Consider the following 19,810-nt stretch of genomic DNA (forward strand, 5'->3'; position numbering starts at 1 on the left):
TGACCCATGCGCTTTTCAGGATTCCGCGTGATTGCCGAGGCATTGACCGGCCATGCCGGTTGGCGCCCGCTGTGGCGAAACCCCGATCCCAAACCGGCCTATGATTTTGTGATCGTTGGCGGTGGTGGTCATGGGCTTGCCACGGCCTATTACTTGGCCAAGACCTTTGGCAAAGCCCGGATAGCGGTGCTTGAAAAAGGCTGGTTGGGGTCGGGGAATATCGGGCGAAACACTACGATCATCCGATCCAACTATTTGCTACCCGGCAATCAGCCCTTCTACGAATTCTCGATGAAACTGTGGGAAGGGTTGGAGCAAGAATTCAACTTTAACGCCATGGTGAGCCAGCGTGGCATTTTGAACTTGATCCATTCGGACGCGCAGCGCGATGCGTTTCGCCGCCGCGGCAATGCGATGCTTTTGTCTGGCGCGGATGCTGAGCTGATGAGCGCCGAGCAAGTGCGCCAAGAGGTGCCGTTTCTCAATTTTGACAATGCGCGGTTCCCGATCAAGGGCGGGTTGATGCAACGGCGGGCCGGGACGGCGCGCCATGACGGTGTGGCGTGGGGCTATGCCCGCGGCGCTGATATGGCCGGTGTGGACCTGATCCAGAACTGTGAAGTCACCGGGTTTCGGGTTGAAGACGGGGCGGTCAAAGGCGTGGAAACATCCCGCGGCTATATTGGTGCGGGCAAAGTCGGCGTGGCTGTTGCCGGGTCTTCGGGCCGTGTCATGCAAATGGCAGGGCTGCGGTTGCCGTTGGAAAGCCACGTCTTGCAGGCTTTCGTATCCGAGGGGCTTAAGCCGACCATTCCGGGGGTGATCACCTTTGGCGCTGGGCATTTTTATGTGAGCCAATCTGACAAGGGAGGATTGGTCTTTGGCGGCGATCTGGATGGATACAATTCCTATGCACAGCGCGGGAACCTACCGGCTATGGAAGATGTGGCCGAGGGGGGCTTGGCGTTGATGCCGATGATAGGGCGTGCCCGGCTTTTGCGCGCTTGGGGCGGGATCATGGACATGTCGATGGACGGGTCTCCGATCATCGACCGCACCCCAATCGACGGTCTCTTTCTGAATGGTGGCTGGTGTTATGGCGGCTTCAAGGCGACGCCCGCAAGCGGCTTTGCTTTTGCCCATCTTCTGGCCACGGACACGCCGCATGAAACTGCCAAGGCTTACCGATTGGATCGGTTTGCGCGCGGCAATGTTGTTGATGAAAAAGGTGTGGGCGCAACGCCCAACTTGCACTGAGGTACTGCCATGCTGATCCCCCATCCGCGACTTGGTTTGCGTGATTCACAAGAGTTCACATATCTCGGCGATGCCAGTCTGCTAGATCGTCCTGACGGTATGGCCCCCGGCAGCGACGCCGCCTTTGCAGAGTATGTCTATCTGCGCGACAACCCCGCCGGTATCCATCGGGAGCTATGGTTTCACGAACAGGGCGACCGCTCATGGCTTGTGGTGACCCGCAACACGATCACACATGAAATTCTCGGCGCAGAGTTTGCCCGCGACGTTGCCTTGGCCCGTAAGGAGACGTCGTCATGACCCGGCTGTCAGGCGGTTTGATTGACCGCAGCACTGAAGTGTCTTTCAGTTTTGATGGGAAAAAATTTACAGGGTATCGGGGCGATACACTGGCCTCGGCGCTCTTGGCGAATGACGTACGCCTGATGGGGCGGAGTTTCAAATACCACCGCCCGCGCGGCGTGTTTTCGTCAGGATCAGAAGAGCCGAACGCGCTGGTCGAGCTACGCACCGGGCCGCGCCAAGAGCCAAATACCCGCTCCACCACTGTAGAGTTGTTCGAGGGTCTTGAGGCCAATAGCCAAAACCGCTGGCCCTCGCTCGCAATTGACGCTCTGAGCGTGAATGATGTTCTTGCGCCGTTTTTGTCTGCGGGGTTTTATTACAAAACCTTTATGTGGCCGAAGGCGTTTTGGGAAAAGCTGTATGAGCCGATCATTCGCAATGCAGCCGGATTGGGGCGGTTGTCTCTTGAGGCCGATCCCGATGCTTATGACAAGGGGTTCTTGCATTGTGATTTGATGGTGGTCGGTGCGGGGGCTGCCGGTCTCTCTGCTGCGGTTACGGCGGGGCGCAGTGGCGCAAGCGTGATCCTGGCAGATGAGGATTTCCGATTGGGCGGGCGGCTTCTTTCAGAAAACCATCTGTTGGATGATGCCCCTGCGCTCGATTGGGTTTCTGAGATTGAGCAAGAACTGATCAGCCTGCCAAACGTTCGGATAATGCGTCGCTGCACGGTGTTCGGAACCTTCGATCATGGCATCTACGGTGCTGTGGAACGTGTCGCGGATCACATGGCCACCCCAGGCAATGGTGTGCGTCAAACACTGTGGCGTATCACGTCCAAACGCGTGGTCCTTGCAACAGGGGCCACAGAGCGTCACATCCCGTTTGCCAATAATGATCGTCCGGGCATTATGCTCGCAGGCAGTTTGCGCGCCTATGCCAATCGCTGGGCGGCCTGTCCGGCGAAACGTGTGGCGATTTTCACCAACAATGATGATGGCTATCGCACGGCGATGGATCTCGCGGCCAAAGGAGTTGAGATTGCGGGCGTCATCGACCCAAGACCAGAGCCTAAAGCCATGGGCGATTTTCCGATCTTTCCGGGTGCGGTGGTGACCAACACACTGGGCCGTTTGGGGCTGCGTCACGTCGAGGTGCGTCAGGGCAACAAAGTGTTTTGGCTGGAGTGCGGGGCGCTGGGCGTGGCGGGGGGCTGGAATCCAAACCTGCATCTGTCATCGCATCACCGTGGTCGTCCCGAATGGTCTGACGATCTTTTGACATTCGTTCCGGGCCCAGACGGCCCCGCGGGAATGATCTCTTGCGGCGCGGCTATGGGGCTGGGCTCGTCGCATGGTGCGCTGACCTCAGGCGCGCAAGCGGCCATGACGGGGTTGAGCGACCTGGGAATACCTGCCGTTAAACCCGATCTGCCCACCGCAGAAGATGCCCCACTCCAGCAGACCGCAATCTGGCATGTGCCCTCCAAGAAACGCGCTTGGGTCGATTTCCAGAACGATGTAACGGTCAAGGACATTGCGCTGGCTCATCAGGAAAACATGCGTCCCGTTGAGCATCTGAAACGCTGGACAACGCTGGGCATGGCAACGGATCAAGGCAAAACATCAAATGTCACAGCGCTGGCGGTCATGTCCGAGCTTACCGGCGCAACGATCCCTGAGACGGGAACAACCATTTTTCGCCCGCCCTATACCCCAGTGTCGCTGTCGGTTTTGGGGGGCGGGAACACGGGTGCGAATTTCCGGCCCTGCCGTCTGACGCCGACCCATCATTGGGCCAAAGAACGGGGCGCGGTCTTTGTCGAAGTCGGCCCGTGGATGCGCGCGCAATACTTTCCGCAACCGGGTGAAGACCATTGGCGCCAAACGGTGGATCGCGAAGTTCTGGCCACACGTGCCGGAGTTGGGCTTTGCGATGTGACCACGCTTGGCAAGGTTGATGTTCAGGGGGCGGATGCCAACGAATTTATAAACCGACTGTATTGCAACGGATTTAAAACGCTCAAGGTTGGCATGGTGCGATATGGGCTCATGCTGCGCGAAGACGGCATGGCGATGGACGATGGGACATGTGCCCGGATGTCCGAAAACCACTATGTGGTCACGACGACGACGGCGCAGGCTGGCCCGGTTTATCGACATATGGAATTTGCCCGCCAATGTCTGTGGCCGGAGCTGGATGTCCATCTGATTTCGACCACAGATGCCTGGGCGCAGATATCTGTGGCCGGTCCAAACGCGCGCAGTTTGCTTGCGCGGGTGGTGGATGATTTTGACCTCTCGAATGAGGGATTCCCCTTCATGGCCTGCGCCTCTCTGACCGTCTGTGGCGGGGTGCGTGCACGCCTGTTTCGGATCTCCTTTTCTGGCGAACTCGCCTATGAGATCGCAGTCCCAGCCCGCTATGGTGGTGCTTTGATGGCGCGTTTGGTCGACGTGGGCCAAGACCTCGGCGCGACACCCTACGGCACCGAAACCCTCAGTGTGTTGCGGATCGAAAAAGGGCATGCAGCAGGCAATGAACTTGGCGGGCACGCAAGCGCGCAAATGCTTGGCATGGGGCGGATGGTGTCCACCAAGAAAGACGCGATCGGGTCAGTCATGTCACGGCGTGACGGGCTGCTGGCAGAGACGCGCACCCTTGTCGGTCTGCAGGCGGTTGATCCTGACGAACCGGTTGTTGCGGGGGCGCATCTCTTTACCATCGGGGATGAGCAGAAGACCGACACGGATCAGGGGTGGATAACCTCTGCCTGTCATTCTCCGCATTTGAAGTGTGGAATTGGTTTGGGGTATCTTGTGCAAGGCGCTGAGCGGCTTGGCGAAGAGGTCCTGGCAGCCAATCCGCTTGAGGGGCAAAGCACCCGTGTGCGTGTTGTCAGCCCGCATTTCATTGACCCTGAGGGAGGACGCTTGCGTGTCTGATCTGATCCCAATCACAGCACTTGGGGCCACAAGCCCGCGAACCGTGACCCATGGTTCAATTGTACTGACTGAAAAGAGCGACCTTGGGCTTGCATCCTTGGCCATGTGCCACAACGGGGCACAACCCGTGCCCTTTGGGATGGCGTTGCCCGACACGGGCGGTTTGGTTGGTGGTCAAGGTTTCAGTGCCTTTTGGACCGGGGCAGAGCAATGGATGGTCTGTGCCCAAGGGCGCGCCGAAGACGATTTTGCCGCCGAGGTTTTGGCACAGGCACCCGGCCATGCGGTTACCGAGCAAACAGATGCTTGGGTCGCTTTCGAGATTAGCGCGCCCAAAGGAAACCTTGAGCGCCTATTGGAACGTCTGGTGAATGCTCACCCCAAAACAATCGCTCCCGGCATGGCGCTTCGCACTGGATTAGAACATCAGAGCGTGTTTGTACTGCGCGCAAGCGCGGATTGTGTGACCATTCTTGGCATGCGGTCTGCGGCTCTATCCTTGTGGCATGCGTTGGACACGGCTGCCGCGCGTCTCGCCGCAGGAGATCAAACATGACGGCCACGATCATTGAGGGCAAAGCGTTTGCCGCCGACATGCGGGCAACCATTGCGACGCGCGTTTCTGCTCTCAAGGAGGACACCGGGATCACGCCTGGACTGGCCTTGGTGCTCGTTGGGCGAGACCCGGCCAGCCAGACGCATATCCGTACCAAAGGCAAGCAAGCGCTAGAATGCGGCATGGCCCTGTTCCATCACGATCTGGATGCCGAGACGCGCCAATCAGATGTGCTTGCATTGATCCAAAAGCTCAACGCGGAACCGGCGGTCCATGGGATTTTGGTGCAATTGCCGCTGCCTGACCATCTTGACGAAGAAATGGTGGTCCAGTCGATTTCGCCCGAAAAGGACGTTGATGGCTTTCACATCTCAAACGCTGGTCTGCTGGCGACTGGGCAAGCGGCGATGGTGCCTTGCACGCCTTTGGGCTGTTTGATGCTGCTGCGCCATCATCTTGGAAACCTGTCGGGGTTGAATGCCGTTGTGGTTGGGGAGACCAGTCTTGCCAGCACCCCCATGGCGCAGCTCTTGATGCGTGATAGCTGTACGGTGACAATCGCCCATTCCGGCAGCCAAAACATCCAAGAGCTGTGCCGCCGCGCTGATATTCTGGTGGCCGACATAGACCGCCCCAAGAGGGTGACTGGCGATTGGATCAAGCCCGGCGCCACGGTGATTGATATGGGGAACAATCGCATTGAGATAGACGGGGGCGGCACCCGGCTTGTGGGCGACGTTGATTTTGAGACAGCGGCCGGTGTGGCAGGGGCAATCACGCCTGTTCCCGGCGGCGTCGGTCCGATGACCATCGCCTGCCTGTTGGCAAATACCCTGACCGCCTGTTGTCACGCCAACGCTTTGGTCGCGCCCGAAGGTCTAACGGCCTGACCCTTTTCGATTTGGCGCAACGCGCCCCTCAGACAGTTCAACTGGAGAACATCATGAGCAAATATGCTTTGACCGTCACCTGCCAATCGACTCGTGGGATCGTTGCAGGGATTGCCAATTACTTGGCCGACAATGGCTGCAACATCAGCGACAGTGCGCAGTTTGACAGCCTTGAAACTGGCAACTTCTTTATGCGGGTCAGTTTTAACAGCGAAACCGGGGGTGACTTGGACACGCTGCGCGAAAACTTCATCGAAACCGCAGCCAAGTTCGGTATGAGTTATCAGTTCCACGATGAATCTGAGCGGATGAAGGTCGTGATCATGGTCTCGCGCTTTGGTCACTGCCTGAACGATCTCTTGTATCGCTGGCGCATTGGGGCGCTGCCGATTGATATCGTCGCGGTGATTTCGAACCACATGGATTACCAAAAGGTTGTCGTGAACCATGACATCCCGTTTCATTGCATCAAGGTGACCAAGCAAAACAAACCCGAGGCCGAGGCAGCGATTATGCGGGTCGTCGAAGAGACCGACGCCGAATTGATCGTGTTGGCGCGCTATATGCAGATCCTGAGCGATGAAATGTGCCAAAAGATGTCGGGGAAGATCATCAACATTCACCACTCGTTCCTACCGAGCTTTAAGGGGGCAAACCCTTACAAACAGGCCTTTGAACGAGGGGTAAAGTTGATCGGGGCCACGTCTCATTATGTGACGGCTGATCTGGACGAAGGTCCGATTATCGAACAGGATATCGTGCGCATCACCCACGCTCAATCACCCGAAGATTATGTCTCACTGGGGCGCGATGTTGAGAGCCAGGTTCTTGCCCGTGCGATCCACGCACATATTCACCGCCGCGTCTTCTTGAATGGCGATAAGACAGTGGTCTTCCCCGCCTCACCGGGCTCTTATGCCTCTGAACGTATGGGGTAGGTGATCCGCGCTTGTGGGTGCCGGTGATCCAAGCACAGAACGGCCGGGGCTGCTGCAAATTTTGCGCGCACGCAGTCCCCGAGAGCGGATTTACGTGAACATGTATGTGAGGGCGTTGGCTCGGGGTGTGGACCCAAGCGCATTCTATGTTCTTGACCGCAAGGCGCATCCGACGAATTTAGCGGAAAATTTTGTCCACCCTTGTGCGCGTCGGTGGCCGCGCTGGGCTAAATTTTGGAGCAATTGCTAACCTCTGGCGTGCCGTCCGCCTGGCGGGGCACCTGCTTGCCCTTTGCGCCGACGAATCTGGCACAGGTGCACATCCACTTCAATCACCCAGCTTTCCCGAACCGATGGGCAACACATCGCAGCTTTGCGAAGGAACCGTTCCAGCGGCCAAGCTATCATTTGCATTGTCGCAGCTGCGGGGCACCAATCAAGGCGATGCTTAGCCTACTCCGAACGCTCGGGCTTCCTTTGCAAAACCCTGCTGTACGCGGCTGGAGGGGATGTGCATGCATGGCGCAACTCCCAACACTGCGTTTGTAGCAAGCAACTGCGGGACAACCGCAAACTGATAGGCTTGCTCAAAGATGGGCTCAAAAAGTGTTTGTGTGGTCTCAGCCGGCAAAGGTTCGCTTCGTCCGATCAGGGGCCGCCAAATTCACGAATAATTTGCGTCAAGTGTTTTGGCGCTTTCAAAGCGTCGTTGGCGTTATTGGATTGGTGGCACTCGACGTTTTCTTCGCGCGGGACATGCTTTGCAAAAATAGCTGGGCAAAACGTTGTCTCTATATTTCGACCGGCATCAAAGGCCAAACTGATATGGCAAACGCCCGACAAGTGGTGTCGCAGTGTGTGGCGGCGCAGCGCGAGCAGAGAAACAGGCTTGCCGTTGGATCGTTGCCTCTTCCGTGCAGGAAAAACCAAAATGACATGATTTTCTGGTGCAGACCTTGAAGCAAAACTTGAACAGTTGAAGCTCTCATCGTTGCTTCGCAACCACTGCCGCACAATACATTTTCTAGAGGTAAAAAGCCTTTTCAAAATAAAGACCGGTGGTGCTGCTGGAGAGAATCGAACTCTCGACCTCTCCCTTACCAAGGGAGTGCTCTACCTCTGAGCTACAGCAGCACTGTGAGCGGGCTTCTAGACGCGCCAATGGCGGCGCGCAAGGGGGGAATATGAAAAAATGTCATCTTGGATAAATTTCTTAGCCGCCGCTTGCGCTCAGCCGCTCAGCCACCACTAGACCGATAGGGCAGGCTGCGGTAAAGCAAAGGTTATGGACCAAAACAAACCAGCCCCCAGAAAGCACAAGGATGCCCAACGCGAAGACCGCTTGAAGGCGGCGCTTAAGGCCAATATGGGACGCCGCAAGGCGCAGGCCAAAGCACGCAACATGGCAGAACAAAGTGCGCAAAAATCGGGGCCAGAGGCGGCACAGGACAAGGACTGACAGGCATGGATTCAATAGTTGTTACGGGCAATGGCCCCTTAAAAGGTGATATTCCGATTGCTGGCGCAAAAAACGCCTGTTTGACTTTGATGCCAGCGACCTTGCTGAGCGAAGAGCCTCTGACGCTCACCAATGCGCCGCGCCTGTCTGATATCCGCACGATGACGACACTGTTGCAATCGCTGGGGGCCGAAGTCACCAGCATGCAGGAGGGCCAGGTTTTGGCGATGAGCAGTCACAATTTGACCAGCCAACGCGCCGAATATGACATCGTGCGCAAAATGCGCGCCTCTATCCTGGTGCTGGGGCCACTATTAGCACGCTATGGTTACGCCGAAGTGTCGCTTCCTGGTGGATGCGCCATTGGGGCCCGCCCGGTTGATCTCCACCTCAAGGCGTTCGAAGCCATGGGCGCGGAGCTTGATCTGCGCGACGGATATGTCCATGCCAAAGCCCCCAAGGGCGGGTTGCGTGGTGGCACTGTCGATTTCGCCTTTGCCTCTGTTGGCGCGACCGAAAATGCTTTGCTGGCAGCTGTCTTGGCCAAGGGAACAACTGTTCTCAACAACGCCGCGCGCGAGCCCGAGATTGTCGATCTGGCCGATTGCCTGCGTAAAATGGGTGCCCAAATCGAGGGCGATGGCACCAGCTCAATCACCATTCAGGGGGTTGATCGCCTTGGAGGCGCGACCCATCGCGTTGTGACCGACCGGATTGAACTTGGTACATATATGCTGGCCCCGGCCTTTTGTGGCGGTGAAGTCACCTGCCTTGGCGGGCGTCGCGATTTGCTGGCGGCTTTTTGTGACAAGCTCGAAGAGGCTGGCGTTTCGGTCACTGAATCGGAGCGCGGCCTGACCGTGACGCGAAACAGCGACCGTATTAAGGCGGTGAACATCACTACCGAGCCATTTCCAGGTTTCCCGACCGATTTGCAGGCCCAGATGATGGCGTTGTTATGTACTGCCGAAGGGACGTCCGTTCTCGAAGAGAAGATCTTTGAAAACCGCTTTATGCACGCCCCTGAGCTGACCCGCATGGGCGCTGAGATCGAAGTGCATGGCGGAACCGCCACTGTAACAGGCGTCAACAAACTGCGTGGCGCGCCGGTTATGGCCACCGATTTGCGCGCCTCTGTGTCGCTGATTTTGGCGGGGCTTGCCGCTGAAGGTGAAACCAAAGTTTCCCGCGTCTACCACTTAGATCGCGGGTATGAACACGTTGTGCGCAAGCTGTCGAGCGTTGGTGCACAGATCGAAAGGGTCAAAGGCGAATGAGCGAAGATGCACGGTTTGAGGACGGCGGTGACCACCCGCTAAACCTTGGTGCGATGGACACGGATGACCTTCAGGTCATTTCTGCCCTTGTGCAAGATGCGGTTTTGCCGGTGACCGAAATCGCCTTCCAAAAGCGCCATCACCGCTTGGGGTTGCTGCTCAACCGTGTGCGCCACGAAGATATTGAGGCGGCTGGTAAATCTGGCCGCCCGGTAGAACGGGTGCAATCGCTTTTGACCATCGAAAACGCTTTGGCTGTTGGTGCGCAAGGCGTTGATAAGTCGGACAAAGATATGGTTTTGTCGATCTTGTCTGTCGCGTTTGAAGCTGGGCAAGATGGGGCAGGGCATGTTTTGCTGACGCTGGCCGGTGATGGGGCCTTGCGGGCAGAGGTCGAAGCGCTTGAAGTTACATTGCGCGATGTCACCCGCCCGTATATCGCCCCGTCGGGCAAAGCTCCCAGCCACCCAGAATGATCCGCGTCCTTGGTCCCGATGATATCGAGGCCTATCGTGCCCTTTGGCTTGACGGGCTTCGACGCGTTCCCGAAGCATTTTTGCTGACCGAGGTCGAAGCTTTGGGATTTGCGGATACCGCTTTGATCGCCAAACTTGCGTCTGGACAGTTCTTTGGGGCCTTTCAGGACGATAGGCTTGTTGGCCTGATTGCCATGCATCGGGGTGGCCCGGAACGGTTGCGCCATATGGCCGATATTGGCCCCCTATACATTCACCCAAGCGCGCAGGGGCAGGGGGTGGCCAAAGGGTTGCTGGATGCGGCGGAACAGGCCGCGCGTGATCTCGGCCTGCTTCAGCTTGAGCTTTGCGTGGATGCCACAAACAGCCGCGCCATTTCTCTGTATCGCGCTGCTGGGTTCGCTCAAATCGGGTTGCGCCCCCGCTCTGTGATCATTAACGGCATCGCGCGCGACGATTTGATAATGCTCAAAGCGCTCGACGCGGCTTGAGGCTTGTCAGCGCAACGGCTATGCAACGCCCGTAACTTCGGAGATGCCGCCATGCCAGTCTTTCTTGATGCCAGCCAGCCTGATTTTGAGACCGCCTTTACCGCGCTGCTCAATGCCAAACGTGAAGACAGCCCGGATGTTGATGCGGTTGTGGCCGGTATCATCGCCGATGTGCGCGCGCGCGGCGATGCGGCGGTTCTGGAGCTGACGGCCAAGTTTGATCGGCTAGAACTTGAGGCGTCTGGCTTGCGCTTTACGGCTCAGGAAATCGATGCATATTGCGCCCAAGTCCCCGAGGATGAGCGCCAAGCCTTAGAGCTGGCGGCCGCGCGTATCCGCGCTTATCACAGCCGTCAAATGCCCCAGGATGAACGCTGGACGGATGAGAGCGGCGCAGAGCTTGGCTGGCGCTGGACTGCGGTTTCGGCAGCGGGGCTCTATGTGCCCGGCGGTCTTGCCTCCTATCCGTCGTCGGTGTTGATGAACGCTATCCCAGCCAAGGTTGCCGGGGTGGAACGGCTTGCCATTGCCGTGCCGACACCTGACGGCGTTGTAAACCCGCTGGTGATGCTGGCGGCCAAGATTTCCGGCGTTGACGAAGTGTATCGCATTGGCGGGGCTCAGGCGATTGCCGCGCTGGCCTATGGCACGGAAACCATTGCGCCCGTTGATAAAATAACCGGACCGGGCAATGCTTTTGTCGCAGCCGCCAAACGTCGGGTTTTTGGCAAAGTGGGCATTGATATGATCGCTGGCCCGTCCGAAATTCTGGTCATCGCAGATGCGGATAACGACCCGGATTGGATCGCCTTGGACCTGATGAGCCAAGCGGAACATGACGAAAGCGCCCAGTCGCTTTTGATCACGACAGACGCAGAATTTGGCCGCGCCGTGGCACAAGCCGTTGAAAAACGACTCGAAACGCTCGAGCGCCGCGCCATCGCCGGAGCAAGCTGGCGCGACTATGGCGCGGTGATCACCGTACGCGATCTCGATGAAGCGGCCGCGCTGTCCAACCGTATCGCACCTGAACACCTTGAGCTTTGTGTCGCCGATGCCGAAGCGCTGGCCGACAAATGCCCGCATGCCGGCGCGATTTTCTTAGGCCAATGGACACCCGAAGCCATCGGCGATTATGTCGGCGGCCCCAACCACGTCTTGCCCACGGCGCGTTCGGCCCGTTTTAGCTCCGGCCTGTCGGTGATGGATTTTGTCAAACGTACGACACTGGCGCGCATGACGCCCGACGCATTGCGCGCCATTGGTCCCGCCGCCGAAACATTGGCCACGTCCGAAAGCCTTGAGGCGCATGGGCTGTCTGTTACTGCGCGGTTGAGAAAACTGAACGGGTAAATCGATGTTGCGCTACCTGGTTGTTTTATTGAGTATTACTCTGGGATTTGGTGCTATGGCTGGAGAAGCAGAGGACCGCAAGGTGCGGTCCATCGCGATTTTGGCGTCGCAAGGTGTTCCCTAAATCGATCACCTCCCGGTTAGTGACACTGAAGAACAAAGCTTGCGCCGTACCTCCGATGAAGTGGCCAAGCGTGCTTTGGCCTTGTTGATGGTTGCGGTTAAGGGGGAAACCCGCGATCATGAATTTGCACAAGACGTAGCCAAAGAGTTCGAAGCACTCCCTTATTTTTCGCCACTGGAACGCGTGTTTTTCCTAGATGAAACGCCAACTGAACAAGATTACACAAACGCGATCTGGCGCTACGAAGCCGCATTTGTCTTGCTGTGGGCGCTTGGGTTTTATGACACGATGGATCGCCCCGGCCAGATCGTTGATGTGGCAACGATGGCAAGTATTGTTCGAGAATTGGGGGCCGATGGCGTTTTGTCCAAGGCCAAATTGCGCCCGCAAAGCGAACTCTTGGATGCATCCGACCTTGCTTATCGTTACCATTGGGCCAGCGTCAGTGCGCGGCTGGGTCATGCGCCCATCCCGAACTGGATGGAGCCAAGCACACCTTTGAACGCCTCTACGCATTAAATTGGCTTGTCGGTGCTTACGATGATGCCAATTGGGACGAAATCGGCACTGACACGTAAAATGTCCGCATTATTGGGCATGGCGGAAAGTCGCGGTGTTTTAAGTTGCCTATTCATTGCTCCTTTGTCGCTCCCACGTTACACATTTGGGCAACAGGATAAGTGACTATTGCTATGACCCGTATCGCACATATCGAACTTGATGACGCCAATCTGCCGCCACCCACGCCAGAGATCGAACAAGAACGCCGCGTGGCGATGTTCGACTTGATGGAGGAAAACTCGTTTTCCTTGCCCAAGCGCGATGATCGTGTCACGCCTGATGGCCCGTATAATGTCGGCCTGTCGATCCGCGACAAGCGGCTTGTGTTTGATGTGACGACTGTCGCCAAGGAAAAAGCCGCTGAGTTTCATCTATCTCTGTCGCCGTTTCGGCAAGTGGTCAAAGACTACTTTCAGATCTGCAAAAGCTATTTTGACGCGGTGAAAACTCTGCCGCCCAGCCAAATTGAAACCATTGATATGGCCCGTCGTGGGATCCACAACGAAGGTGCGCGCATCCTGCAAGAACGTCTGGAAGGCAAGGCTGAGATTGACGATGCCACCGCCCGCCGGCTGTTTACGCTGGTGTGTGTTCTGCATTTTGGGGGCTGACCGGGTGACGTCGCGTCCTCAGTCAATTCTGTTTTGCTGTGATCACAATGCGGTGCGCTCTCCCATGGCTGAAGGGGTGATGAAAAAACTCTTTGGCACGGAAACATATGTGCAATCGGTTGGGGTCATGAACGATCTTGAGATTGATGGCTTTGCCATTGCTGTGTGTTCAGAAATCGGCGTTGAACTGTCGCGCCATCGCTCTCGGTCTTTTGAAGAAATGGAAGAGCATGGTGAGGCGTTGTCGGGGTTCGATGTGATCGTAACCCTGTCCCCGGCCTCGCAGCGCCGTGCGCTTGAACTGACGCGGTATTACCATCTGTCGGTGGAATATTGGCCCATTTTGGACCCGACGGGCATCGGTGAAACACGTGAGCAAAAGCTCAATGCCTATCGGCAAACGCGGGATCAACTGGCCGACAAGCTTCGGGAAAAATGGGGCGACTAGAGCGCGATTCGAAAAGGTGATGCGGCAAGTGGGGCCTAAAATCGCTGTGTTAGCGCAGTGAAAGACGTCTTGGTGCCCATTTGAAGGCCATATTCAGGCCGCATTAACCCTAATGCAGCTATATGTGGGTTGAAAATCCTTGCCAAAAGGCTCATATCGCAGGTGCCCTGCGTCTGGCAGGGTGGCAAATATAGGATAAAACATGGCCAAGGAAGATACTCTCGAATTCCCCGGTGTCGTGAAGGAACTCCTGCCGAATGCGACATTCCGGGTCGAGCTTGAGAACGGCCATGAGATTATCGCACATACGGCAGGCAAGATGCGCAAAAACCGCATCCGTGTTCTGGCTGGCGACCGCGTACAGGTTGAAATGACGCCTTATGATCTGACCAAAGGGCGCATCAACTACCGCTTCAAATAAGCGTTGATAAGCAAATCGCCGGGCCAAAACGCCCGGCGTTTTTCTAACCTCATGACATATGTGTCCGCGTCGCGGGCGCTCCTTAAATTCCTACCGGAATTTTGCAAAAGTTTTCAAACTTTTGACAGCGCGTGCCGCCGACGCGCCCCTCACACATCCATTTCCTTTGCCTTTAGGTCCGCTCTCATGACTGAAACGCCTCGCCTCATCCTCGGCTCAGGCAGCCCGCGCCGCCGCGAACTGCTGGCTCAGCTTGGCATCACTGCCGACGATATCCGCCCGCCCGATATCAACGAAGACCCCCACAAAGGCGAGGCAGCGCGCCCCTATTGCGTTCGTTTGGCGCGCGAAAAGGCACAGGCGATCCCTTCGGAGCCGAGTGAAATTGTCTTGTCGGCCGACACCACAGTTGCGCTGGGTCGTCGCATCCTTGGGAAGCCGCGCGATGCTGGCGAAGCCGCTGAATTCCTGACCAAACTTGCGGGGCGGCGTCATCGCGTGATCACCGCTGTTGCGGTGCGCAAAGGGGATCAGATCTGGGAGCGCGATGTTGTCACTCAGGTCAAAATGAAAAACCTGTCTAACGAAGAACTCAATGCCTACCTCGCCTCCAACGATTGGCAGGGCAAGGCCGGTGGGTATGCCATTCAGGGCCCTGCAGGGGCGTTTATCCCATGGATCAACGGCTCATTTACGGCGGTTGTTGGCCTTCCTTTGGCGGAAACTGCGAATTTGCTTCTGTCTGCGGGCTATCCGCTCTACAAGCCCGCGTCATGAAGGGTACAACCATTGCACTTGACCACTGGCAGGGCCGCGAAGCCGCCGCGCTGATTCAGGATGGTCATCTTGAGGACCTGTTGATCGACACCGATCTGCCGCGTCCCGGCACCATTTATCGTGGCATTGCAGACCGTCCGGTCAAGGGGCAGGGCGGGATGTTCCTGCGCACCCCGGATGGCAACGCCTTCTTGCGTCAGGTCAAAGGGCTCAAACCCGGTCAGCCGCTTTTGGTTCAGGTCACTGGCTATGCGGAACTTGGCAAAGCGATTCCTGTCACCCAGCGCCTATTGTTCAAATCGCGCTACGCCATCGTGACCCCCGGCGCGCCGGGGATCAATGTGTCGCGTCGTATCAAAGATGATGACATCCGCGAGATGGTCAAAGAAGCCGCCCACGAAGGTTTGGCCGAAGCACCGCTTCCTGATGAGGCAGGGTTGATCTTGCGGTCTTGCTGCGCCGAGGCTTCGCCGGAAGACATCACCGAAGACGTCATCGCCATGTGCCAGCTTGCTGCCAATGTTCTTGCGGACACTGGGACCGAGGCAGAAATCCTTTCCGAAGGGGACGGCCCGCATGCCCAAGCGTGGCGCGAATGGACCGATCCGGCCCATATTGCTGCCCAAGATGGCAGTTTTGAACATCACGAAGTGCTCGACATGATCGACGCGGCCATGCGCCCCCATGTGCCGCTTGCAGGCGGCTATTCGATGATCATCGAGCCCACGTCGGCTTTGGTTGCGGTTGATATCAACACCGGCGGCGACACGTCCTTTTCTGCAGGGCTTAAGGCCAATCTTGCCGCGCTCAAAGATTTGCCGCGCCAATTGCGTCTGCGTGGTTTGGGGGGACAGATCATTGTCGATCCTGCGCCTTGCCCGAAAAAGGATCGCAAACAGCTCGAAGGCTCTTTGCGCGCCGCTCTCAAACGCGAGTCAACTGAGACCATTTTGGCCGGTTGGACACAGCTTGGCTTGATGGAAATTCAACGCAAGCGTGATCGCGTTTCGCTCAAGTCACTGCTAAAATCTGCGGGGAAATAAGCGATGTCCTGCCCAATCTGCTCAAAGCCCACGGAGGCAAAATACCGTCCCTTTTGTTCCAAGCGTTGCGCCGATGTTGATTTGGCGAAATGGCTTGGCGGGGCATATGCGACGCCCTCCAACGATCCCGAAGACATGGAAGAAGCTGCGCTGGCAAGCCAAGAGGCCCAACGCAAACCCCACTAAGTGCGGCTTCAAATCTGTGGTGTCTGATTGCGAAACTGCCCTAAGGAGGGGGTGAAACTTCGCCGCCTCTGGACAGTTCTGTCCAGCTGTGATTGCTTCCAATCCAGAGGACTAAACAGCAATGACCCCCATCAGCCCCCCGCATTTCCCACGCATTGATTCCGTTGGATTAGACGGTGTTTTGGTGCGGTTTGCTGGCACCCTGTCAGAACCGGCCAATCGCGCTGCGCTAGCCTTTCGGGTGTCGGTCGAGCAAGCGAGTTGGGAGGGGGTTGAGGAATGTTCGACCTCCTTGGTGTCCACGTATCTTCGTTTTGACCCGCTCCATGTGGATTTTGCCGATCTCAGCCAGAAATTGCACAGCTTGATCGCATCCCAGGATTGGTACGCAGTCAAGCTGCCACAACATCGCCGGTTGCACCGCATCCCAACTGTTTATGGCACCGATCTCGCTCCGCAACTGGCCGAGGCCGCAAAGGCGGCGGGTCAGAGTCAAGAGCAAGCCATTTCAACGCTTTCGACCACGCAAACCCGCGTCACCACCATTGGGTTTGCCCCCGGCCAACCCTATCTTGGAACGCTTCCGCCCGAATGGGATATTCCGCGCCAAACCGGGCTGACGCCGCTCGTTCCAGTTGGGGCTTTGGTGGTGGCGATCCGGCAATTGGTCTTGTTTTCCGTCTCAACCCCCACAGGGTGGCGGCACATCGGCCAAACTGCTGCGCACTTGTTTCAGCCCACACAGGATGAGCCCTTTCTGCTGCGTCCGGGCGATGAAATCCTGTTTCCCTCTATTGGCCGTGAGGCCTATGAAACCCTTACATCCGACCCGACTGGCGGCATTATAAGTGAGCCGTTGTGATGACCGTTTTGAAAATACATGAGGTCGGTCCCGGCGTGTCGGTTCAGGACATGGGCCGGAGCGGTTACCTCGATCTTGGACTGTCGCGGGGCGGGGCGGCTGATACGACTGCCCTTGCCGAAGTGGCGGCGCTCTTGCAGCAACCTATTGGCGCAGCGTTGGAAATGGCCGGGTATGGTGGGCGCTTCGAGGCGACTTCCCCACTACGCATCGCCCTAAGCGGCGCGCCAATGCGGGCCAGCATTGATGGCGATCCAGTGTCTTGGCATGCTTCGCATCGTTTGAATGCGCAGAGCATTCTGGAGATTACATCCGTGACTCAGGGGGTGTACGGATATTTGGGGATTGGCGGCGGTATTGCGACCAAACCTGTGTTGGGTGGACAGGGCGCGCATTTAACCGCAGGTCTGGGCCGTGCGCTTCAATCCGGCGACACCCTGCCACTTGCCCCCGACAGAGGCAGTGTGACGGGTCTGGCGCTCAGTCCAAAGCCGCGTTGGGATGCCGGCACCATTCGTGTATTGCCAAGCCTGCAAACCGAACTCTTTTCTGAAGAACAACGTCGCCGGTTCGAAACAACGACCTTGACGCGCGATACCCGTGGCAACCGGATGGGAGTACGCCTTTTGCCTCAGGGCGAAGGATTTGGCCTTAGCGCTGGTGGGACCATTCTGTCCGAGGTGATCACCCCCGGTGACATTCAAATTCCCGGCGACGGAGCCCCATATATCCTGTTGGCAGAATGCCAAACGACCGGGGGTTATCCGCGTATTGGTACTGTCATTCCCGCCGATTTGCCCCGTGTTGCGCAAGCGGGGGCGGGCACCAAACTGCGCTTTCAGTTTGTTACGCGCGACGAGGCCCTGGCCATTGAAACCGCCCATCGCAAAGACTTGGCCAATCTGCCCCGCGCCACCTATCCTTTGATCCGCGACCCCGCAGATATCGCTGACCTTTTATCCTACACCCTGATCAGTGGTGTTACCGCCGGAGAGGACATCTAATGACCAAACTGACCGTCGATCTCAACGCCGATATGGGCGAAAGCTTTGGACCTTGGGTGATGGGGCAGGATGAGGCACTCCTGAAGGTGGTGACATCGGCCAATATCGCTTGCGGCTTTCACGCCGGTGACCCCGACGTTATGGCCACAACCATTGCCACTGCCCATAAAAACGGTGTTGGTATTGGCTGTCATCCCGGTTTCCCCGACCTGCAGGGATTTGGCCGGCGGAATATGAAGCTTGCGCTGCCGAGCCTACGTAATCTGGTCCAATATCAATTGGGGGCATCCTTGGCGATGGCACGGGCGCAGGGCGCGCAGGTTCGACATCTAAAATTGCATGGGGCGCTGGCCAATATGTGTTCGGCGGATGAAGCCATGGCCACAGCCTGTTATGAGGCCGCTCTGGAGATCGCCCCGGACATTATCGTCATGGTTTTGGCGGCAACGGCCCAGCAAAAGGCAGTGGAAAAGCTCGGCTGCTTGTGGGCGGGCGAAATCTTTGCTGATCGGGCGTATAATGCGGATGCAACTTTGGTTGATCGCAGCCTGCCGGGCGCTGTGATACATGACCCAGACCATGCCGCCGAGCGTATCCTTGAAATGGTCCAAGCCGGAGCTATTTTGCCAGAAACGGGCGATCCGATCCCGGCGGCTGTTGATACAATTTGTTTGCATGGTGATGGCGAAACGGCTCTGCAAATCGCCCGCTCGGTCCGGGCCAAATTGGAATCGGCGGGCGTTGTTTTACAGCCGTTTCAAGGTCAGCGCAGTTGCTGAAACGACAGGCGGGCAATTCATCACCCGCCTGGCAAAACTGTGTTACTCAGACACGCAATCGGCAATACGCGTGGCCAAATCCGTGAGCATCGTCGGATAAAGTTTGGGGCCCGTTTCCAAATGCGCGCCGAGCGGATCAAGACGGGCAATTGGCTCCTTGCCGCTGTCGTTACCCAACAACCCGGCCCAACCGACCGACAGGATCAGCCGGGCATTGGCCCCCGGTTCCATCAGGAAACATTTGGGCTGTTGCTGTTCGAATGAATCGCGCAAAGTCCCAAGACGCTTGGCACCGGGCTGCACCGCATCACTGTCTGAAATCGCCCCAATCAAATTGAGATCAAAGGCGGTTTCGTAATACTGATAAGCATCGTGATAGGCCGCCATTGGCACAGATTTAACCGGAGCCAAAATCTCTTGGGCACTGGCCTGAGCGGCCTTGATGCTCTCTATCGCATTGGTGGCATTGTAGAAATAGGTGTCACTGTTTTCTTCGTCGAGTTGCCCAAGGGCCTGCGCGATGTGCTCTAGCCACAGTATCGCATTGTCCGGGTCAAGCCACAGATGGGGGTCGTTCTCACCGTCGCCATGCGCGTGGTCATGCGCGTCATCATGGCCGTCTTCGTCATGGTGCGCATCGCCGTGCCCGTCTTCATGCCCGTCTTTATGATTGTCCTCATGCCCATCTTCGGCGTGATCCTCATCATGGTTGTCCTCATCATCATGCTCAGAATGACCGCCAAAAACGGCCTCATCGCGATAGGGCAACAAATGCGCGCCTTGAGCCTCCATAAGCACCATCTGCATCGCATTCGGTGACAGAGTTTCAAGGTGATCAGACAGAGATGGGGTCAATTCCGGCCCAATCCAAATCACCACATCTGCCTTGCTGAGCATCTTGGCCTGACTGGGGCGCAGCGCCAGATCGTGGGGCGACGCTCCGGGCGCAAGCAGCAGATCGGGCTCGGCCACAGTGTCCATCACCATGGCGACAAGGCTTTGAACAGGGAGAATGTCAGTCACAACACGTGGCACTTCCGCCATTGCAATGCTGGTCGTCATTAATA

General features: G+C 57.2%; 23 protein-coding genes and 1 tRNA gene. 21 read left to right on the forward strand and 3 right to left on the reverse strand.

Translation table 11 applies throughout. From position 1 onward, the window contains the following. The first annotated feature begins 6 nt into the window (after positions 1–6). The 6 genes from ACRBB0_RS20065 to purU are packed head-to-tail and all read left to right on the forward strand — an operon-like array spanning position 7 to position 6,871. Positions 7–1,257 (forward strand): sarcosine oxidase subunit beta family protein, encoded by a 1,251-nt coding sequence (locus ACRBB0_RS20065; protein ID WP_431376245.1) that lies wholly within the window; start codon positions 7–9, stop codon positions 1,255–1,257. A gap of 9 nt (positions 1,258–1,266) precedes the next feature. Next, complete coding sequence (locus ACRBB0_RS20070; protein WP_431376246.1) at positions 1,267–1,557, forward strand: sarcosine oxidase subunit delta; 291 nt, start codon at positions 1,267–1,269, stop codon at positions 1,555–1,557. Further along, positions 1,554–4,487, forward strand: coding sequence for a sarcosine oxidase subunit alpha family protein (locus tag ACRBB0_RS20075; RefSeq protein ID WP_431376247.1), 2,934 nt, complete (start codon positions 1,554–1,556; stop codon positions 4,485–4,487). Before ACRBB0_RS20070 ends, ACRBB0_RS20075 begins: the two co-directional genes overlap by 4 nt. Continuing rightward, positions 4,480–5,043, forward strand: coding sequence for a sarcosine oxidase subunit gamma (locus ACRBB0_RS20080; protein ID WP_431376248.1), 564 nt, complete (start codon positions 4,480–4,482; stop codon positions 5,041–5,043). The genes ACRBB0_RS20075 and ACRBB0_RS20080 overlap by 8 nt, the downstream gene beginning before the upstream one ends. Then, positions 5,040–5,933 (forward strand): bifunctional methylenetetrahydrofolate dehydrogenase/methenyltetrahydrofolate cyclohydrolase FolD, encoded by an 894-nt coding sequence (gene folD / locus ACRBB0_RS20085; protein ID WP_431376249.1) that lies wholly within the window; start codon positions 5,040–5,042, stop codon positions 5,931–5,933. Before ACRBB0_RS20080 ends, folD begins: the two co-directional genes overlap by 4 nt. A gap of 53 nt (positions 5,934–5,986) precedes the next feature. Next, positions 5,987–6,871: a formyltetrahydrofolate deformylase gene (purU, locus tag ACRBB0_RS20090; RefSeq protein WP_431376250.1), complete on the forward strand. Its 885-nt coding sequence runs from the start codon at positions 5,987–5,989 to the stop codon at positions 6,869–6,871. 648 nt (positions 6,872–7,519) lie between these two features. Here the strand turns inward: purU and ACRBB0_RS20095 are convergent. Then, entirely contained in the window at positions 7,520–7,885 is a 366-nt protein-coding gene (locus ACRBB0_RS20095; RefSeq protein ID WP_431376251.1) for a hypothetical protein, read from the reverse strand. A 45-nt stretch (positions 7,886–7,930) separates the two neighbouring features. Then, positions 7,931–8,005: transfer RNA gene (locus tag ACRBB0_RS20100), tRNA-Thr, on the reverse strand. A 151-nt stretch (positions 8,006–8,156) separates the two neighbouring features. Here ACRBB0_RS20100 and ACRBB0_RS20105 point away from each other — a divergent pair. The 15 genes from ACRBB0_RS20105 to ACRBB0_RS20175 all read left to right on the forward strand — a co-directional run bounded on the left by ACRBB0_RS20105 (position 8,157) and on the right by ACRBB0_RS20175 (position 18,743). Beyond that, complete coding sequence (locus ACRBB0_RS20105; protein WP_431376252.1) at positions 8,157–8,330, forward strand: hypothetical protein; 174 nt, start codon at positions 8,157–8,159, stop codon at positions 8,328–8,330. Positions 8,331–8,335: 5 nt separating this feature from the next. Further along, the gene (gene murA, locus ACRBB0_RS20110) at positions 8,336–9,607 is read left to right on the forward strand and encodes a UDP-N-acetylglucosamine 1-carboxyvinyltransferase (protein WP_431376253.1); all 1,272 of its coding nucleotides are present in this window, start codon (positions 8,336–8,338) and stop codon (positions 9,605–9,607) included. Further along, entirely contained in the window at positions 9,604–10,083 is a 480-nt protein-coding gene (locus tag ACRBB0_RS20115) for a DUF2948 family protein (RefSeq protein ID WP_431376254.1), read from the forward strand. The genes murA and ACRBB0_RS20115 overlap by 4 nt, the downstream gene beginning before the upstream one ends. Beyond that, a complete protein-coding gene (locus ACRBB0_RS20120; protein ID WP_431376255.1) occupies positions 10,080–10,574 on the forward strand; it encodes an N-acetyltransferase family protein in 495 nt (164 codons plus the stop codon). The genes ACRBB0_RS20115 and ACRBB0_RS20120 overlap by 4 nt, the downstream gene beginning before the upstream one ends. A 51-nt stretch (positions 10,575–10,625) precedes the next feature. Continuing rightward, positions 10,626–11,927, forward strand: coding sequence for a histidinol dehydrogenase (gene hisD / locus ACRBB0_RS20125; protein WP_431376256.1), 1,302 nt, complete (start codon positions 10,626–10,628; stop codon positions 11,925–11,927). A gap of 124 nt (positions 11,928–12,051) precedes the next feature. After that, positions 12,052–12,570 carry a DUF4272 domain-containing protein gene (locus tag ACRBB0_RS20130; protein ID WP_431376311.1) on the forward strand — a complete coding sequence of 173 codons (519 nt, stop codon included), beginning with the start codon at positions 12,052–12,054 and terminating at the stop codon, positions 12,568–12,570. 173 nt (positions 12,571–12,743) lie between these two features. Beyond that, on the forward strand, positions 12,744–13,223 hold the full coding sequence (locus ACRBB0_RS20135; RefSeq protein WP_431376257.1) for a UPF0262 family protein: 480 nt from the start codon (positions 12,744–12,746) through the stop codon (positions 13,221–13,223). Positions 13,224–13,227: 4 nt separating this feature from the next. Continuing rightward, on the forward strand, positions 13,228–13,671 hold the full coding sequence (locus tag ACRBB0_RS20140; protein ID WP_431376258.1) for a low molecular weight phosphatase family protein: 444 nt from the start codon (positions 13,228–13,230) through the stop codon (positions 13,669–13,671). A gap of 202 nt (positions 13,672–13,873) precedes the next feature. Next, complete coding sequence (gene infA / locus ACRBB0_RS20145; protein WP_005620785.1) at positions 13,874–14,092, forward strand: translation initiation factor IF-1; 219 nt, start codon at positions 13,874–13,876, stop codon at positions 14,090–14,092. Positions 14,093–14,278: 186 nt separating this feature from the next. Then, positions 14,279–14,869 (forward strand): Maf family protein, encoded by a 591-nt coding sequence (locus ACRBB0_RS20150; RefSeq protein ID WP_431376259.1) that lies wholly within the window; start codon positions 14,279–14,281, stop codon positions 14,867–14,869. After that, on the forward strand, positions 14,866–15,912 hold the full coding sequence (locus ACRBB0_RS20155) for a ribonuclease E/G (RefSeq protein WP_431376260.1): 1,047 nt from the start codon (positions 14,866–14,868) through the stop codon (positions 15,910–15,912). Before ACRBB0_RS20150 ends, ACRBB0_RS20155 begins: the two co-directional genes overlap by 4 nt. Positions 15,913–15,915: 3 nt before the next feature. Then, on the forward strand, positions 15,916–16,098 hold the full coding sequence (locus tag ACRBB0_RS20160) for a DNA gyrase inhibitor YacG (protein WP_431376261.1): 183 nt from the start codon (positions 15,916–15,918) through the stop codon (positions 16,096–16,098). Positions 16,099–16,219: 121 nt separating this feature from the next. Next, positions 16,220–16,960 carry a 5-oxoprolinase subunit B family protein gene (locus tag ACRBB0_RS20165; RefSeq protein WP_431376262.1) on the forward strand — a complete coding sequence of 247 codons (741 nt, stop codon included), beginning with the start codon at positions 16,220–16,222 and terminating at the stop codon, positions 16,958–16,960. Further along, a complete protein-coding gene (locus ACRBB0_RS20170; RefSeq protein WP_431376263.1) occupies positions 16,960–17,964 on the forward strand; it encodes a biotin-dependent carboxyltransferase family protein in 1,005 nt (334 codons plus the stop codon). Before ACRBB0_RS20165 ends, ACRBB0_RS20170 begins: the two co-directional genes overlap by 1 nt. Next, complete coding sequence (locus tag ACRBB0_RS20175) at positions 17,964–18,743, forward strand: LamB/YcsF family protein (RefSeq protein ID WP_431376264.1); 780 nt, start codon at positions 17,964–17,966, stop codon at positions 18,741–18,743. The genes ACRBB0_RS20170 and ACRBB0_RS20175 overlap by 1 nt, the downstream gene beginning before the upstream one ends. A 42-nt stretch (positions 18,744–18,785) precedes the next feature. Here ACRBB0_RS20175 and ACRBB0_RS20180 read toward each other — a convergent pair whose 3' ends face one another. Then, a complete protein-coding gene (locus tag ACRBB0_RS20180; protein ID WP_431376265.1) occupies positions 18,786–19,805 on the reverse strand; it encodes a zinc ABC transporter substrate-binding protein in 1,020 nt (339 codons plus the stop codon). Positions 19,806–19,810: the final 5 nt, after the last annotated feature.

The organism is Pelagimonas sp. (assembly GCF_050633425.1).
Taxonomy (GTDB): domain Bacteria; phylum Pseudomonadota; class Alphaproteobacteria; order Rhodobacterales; family Rhodobacteraceae; genus Pelagimonas.

Excerpts from the sequence above, each read along its gene's own strand:
- ACRBB0_RS20065 (WP_431376245.1), top strand. The coding sequence starts at position 7 with ATGCGCTTTTCAGGATTCCGCGTGATTGCCGAGGCATTGACCGGCCAT.
- ACRBB0_RS20070 (WP_431376246.1), top strand. The coding sequence starts at position 1,267 with ATGCTGATCCCCCATCCGCGACTTGGTTTGCGTGATTCACAAGAGTTC.
- ACRBB0_RS20075 (WP_431376247.1), top strand. The coding sequence starts at position 1,554 with ATGACCCGGCTGTCAGGCGGTTTGATTGACCGCAGCACTGAAGTGTCT.
- folD (WP_431376249.1), top strand. The coding sequence starts at position 5,040 with ATGACGGCCACGATCATTGAGGGCAAAGCGTTTGCCGCCGACATGCGG.
- purU (WP_431376250.1), top strand. The coding sequence starts at position 5,987 with ATGAGCAAATATGCTTTGACCGTCACCTGCCAATCGACTCGTGGGATC.
- ACRBB0_RS20105 (WP_431376252.1), top strand. The coding sequence starts at position 8,157 with ATGGACCAAAACAAACCAGCCCCCAGAAAGCACAAGGATGCCCAACGC.
- murA (WP_431376253.1), top strand. The coding sequence starts at position 8,336 with ATGGATTCAATAGTTGTTACGGGCAATGGCCCCTTAAAAGGTGATATT.
- ACRBB0_RS20115 (WP_431376254.1), top strand. The coding sequence starts at position 9,604 with ATGAGCGAAGATGCACGGTTTGAGGACGGCGGTGACCACCCGCTAAAC.
- ACRBB0_RS20120 (WP_431376255.1), top strand. The coding sequence starts at position 10,080 with ATGATCCGCGTCCTTGGTCCCGATGATATCGAGGCCTATCGTGCCCTT.
- hisD (WP_431376256.1), top strand. The coding sequence starts at position 10,626 with ATGCCAGTCTTTCTTGATGCCAGCCAGCCTGATTTTGAGACCGCCTTT.
- ACRBB0_RS20135 (WP_431376257.1), top strand. The coding sequence starts at position 12,744 with ATGACCCGTATCGCACATATCGAACTTGATGACGCCAATCTGCCGCCA.
- infA (WP_005620785.1), top strand. The coding sequence starts at position 13,874 with ATGGCCAAGGAAGATACTCTCGAATTCCCCGGTGTCGTGAAGGAACTC.
- ACRBB0_RS20150 (WP_431376259.1), top strand. The coding sequence starts at position 14,279 with ATGACTGAAACGCCTCGCCTCATCCTCGGCTCAGGCAGCCCGCGCCGC.
- ACRBB0_RS20155 (WP_431376260.1), top strand. The coding sequence starts at position 14,866 with ATGAAGGGTACAACCATTGCACTTGACCACTGGCAGGGCCGCGAAGCC.
- ACRBB0_RS20160 (WP_431376261.1), top strand. The coding sequence starts at position 15,916 with ATGTCCTGCCCAATCTGCTCAAAGCCCACGGAGGCAAAATACCGTCCC.
- ACRBB0_RS20165 (WP_431376262.1), top strand. The coding sequence starts at position 16,220 with ATGACCCCCATCAGCCCCCCGCATTTCCCACGCATTGATTCCGTTGGA.
- ACRBB0_RS20170 (WP_431376263.1), top strand. The coding sequence starts at position 16,960 with ATGACCGTTTTGAAAATACATGAGGTCGGTCCCGGCGTGTCGGTTCAG.
- ACRBB0_RS20175 (WP_431376264.1), top strand. The coding sequence starts at position 17,964 with ATGACCAAACTGACCGTCGATCTCAACGCCGATATGGGCGAAAGCTTT.
- ACRBB0_RS20180 (WP_431376265.1), bottom strand. The coding sequence starts at position 19,805 with ATGACGACCAGCATTGCAATGGCGGAAGTGCCACGTGTTGTGACTGAC.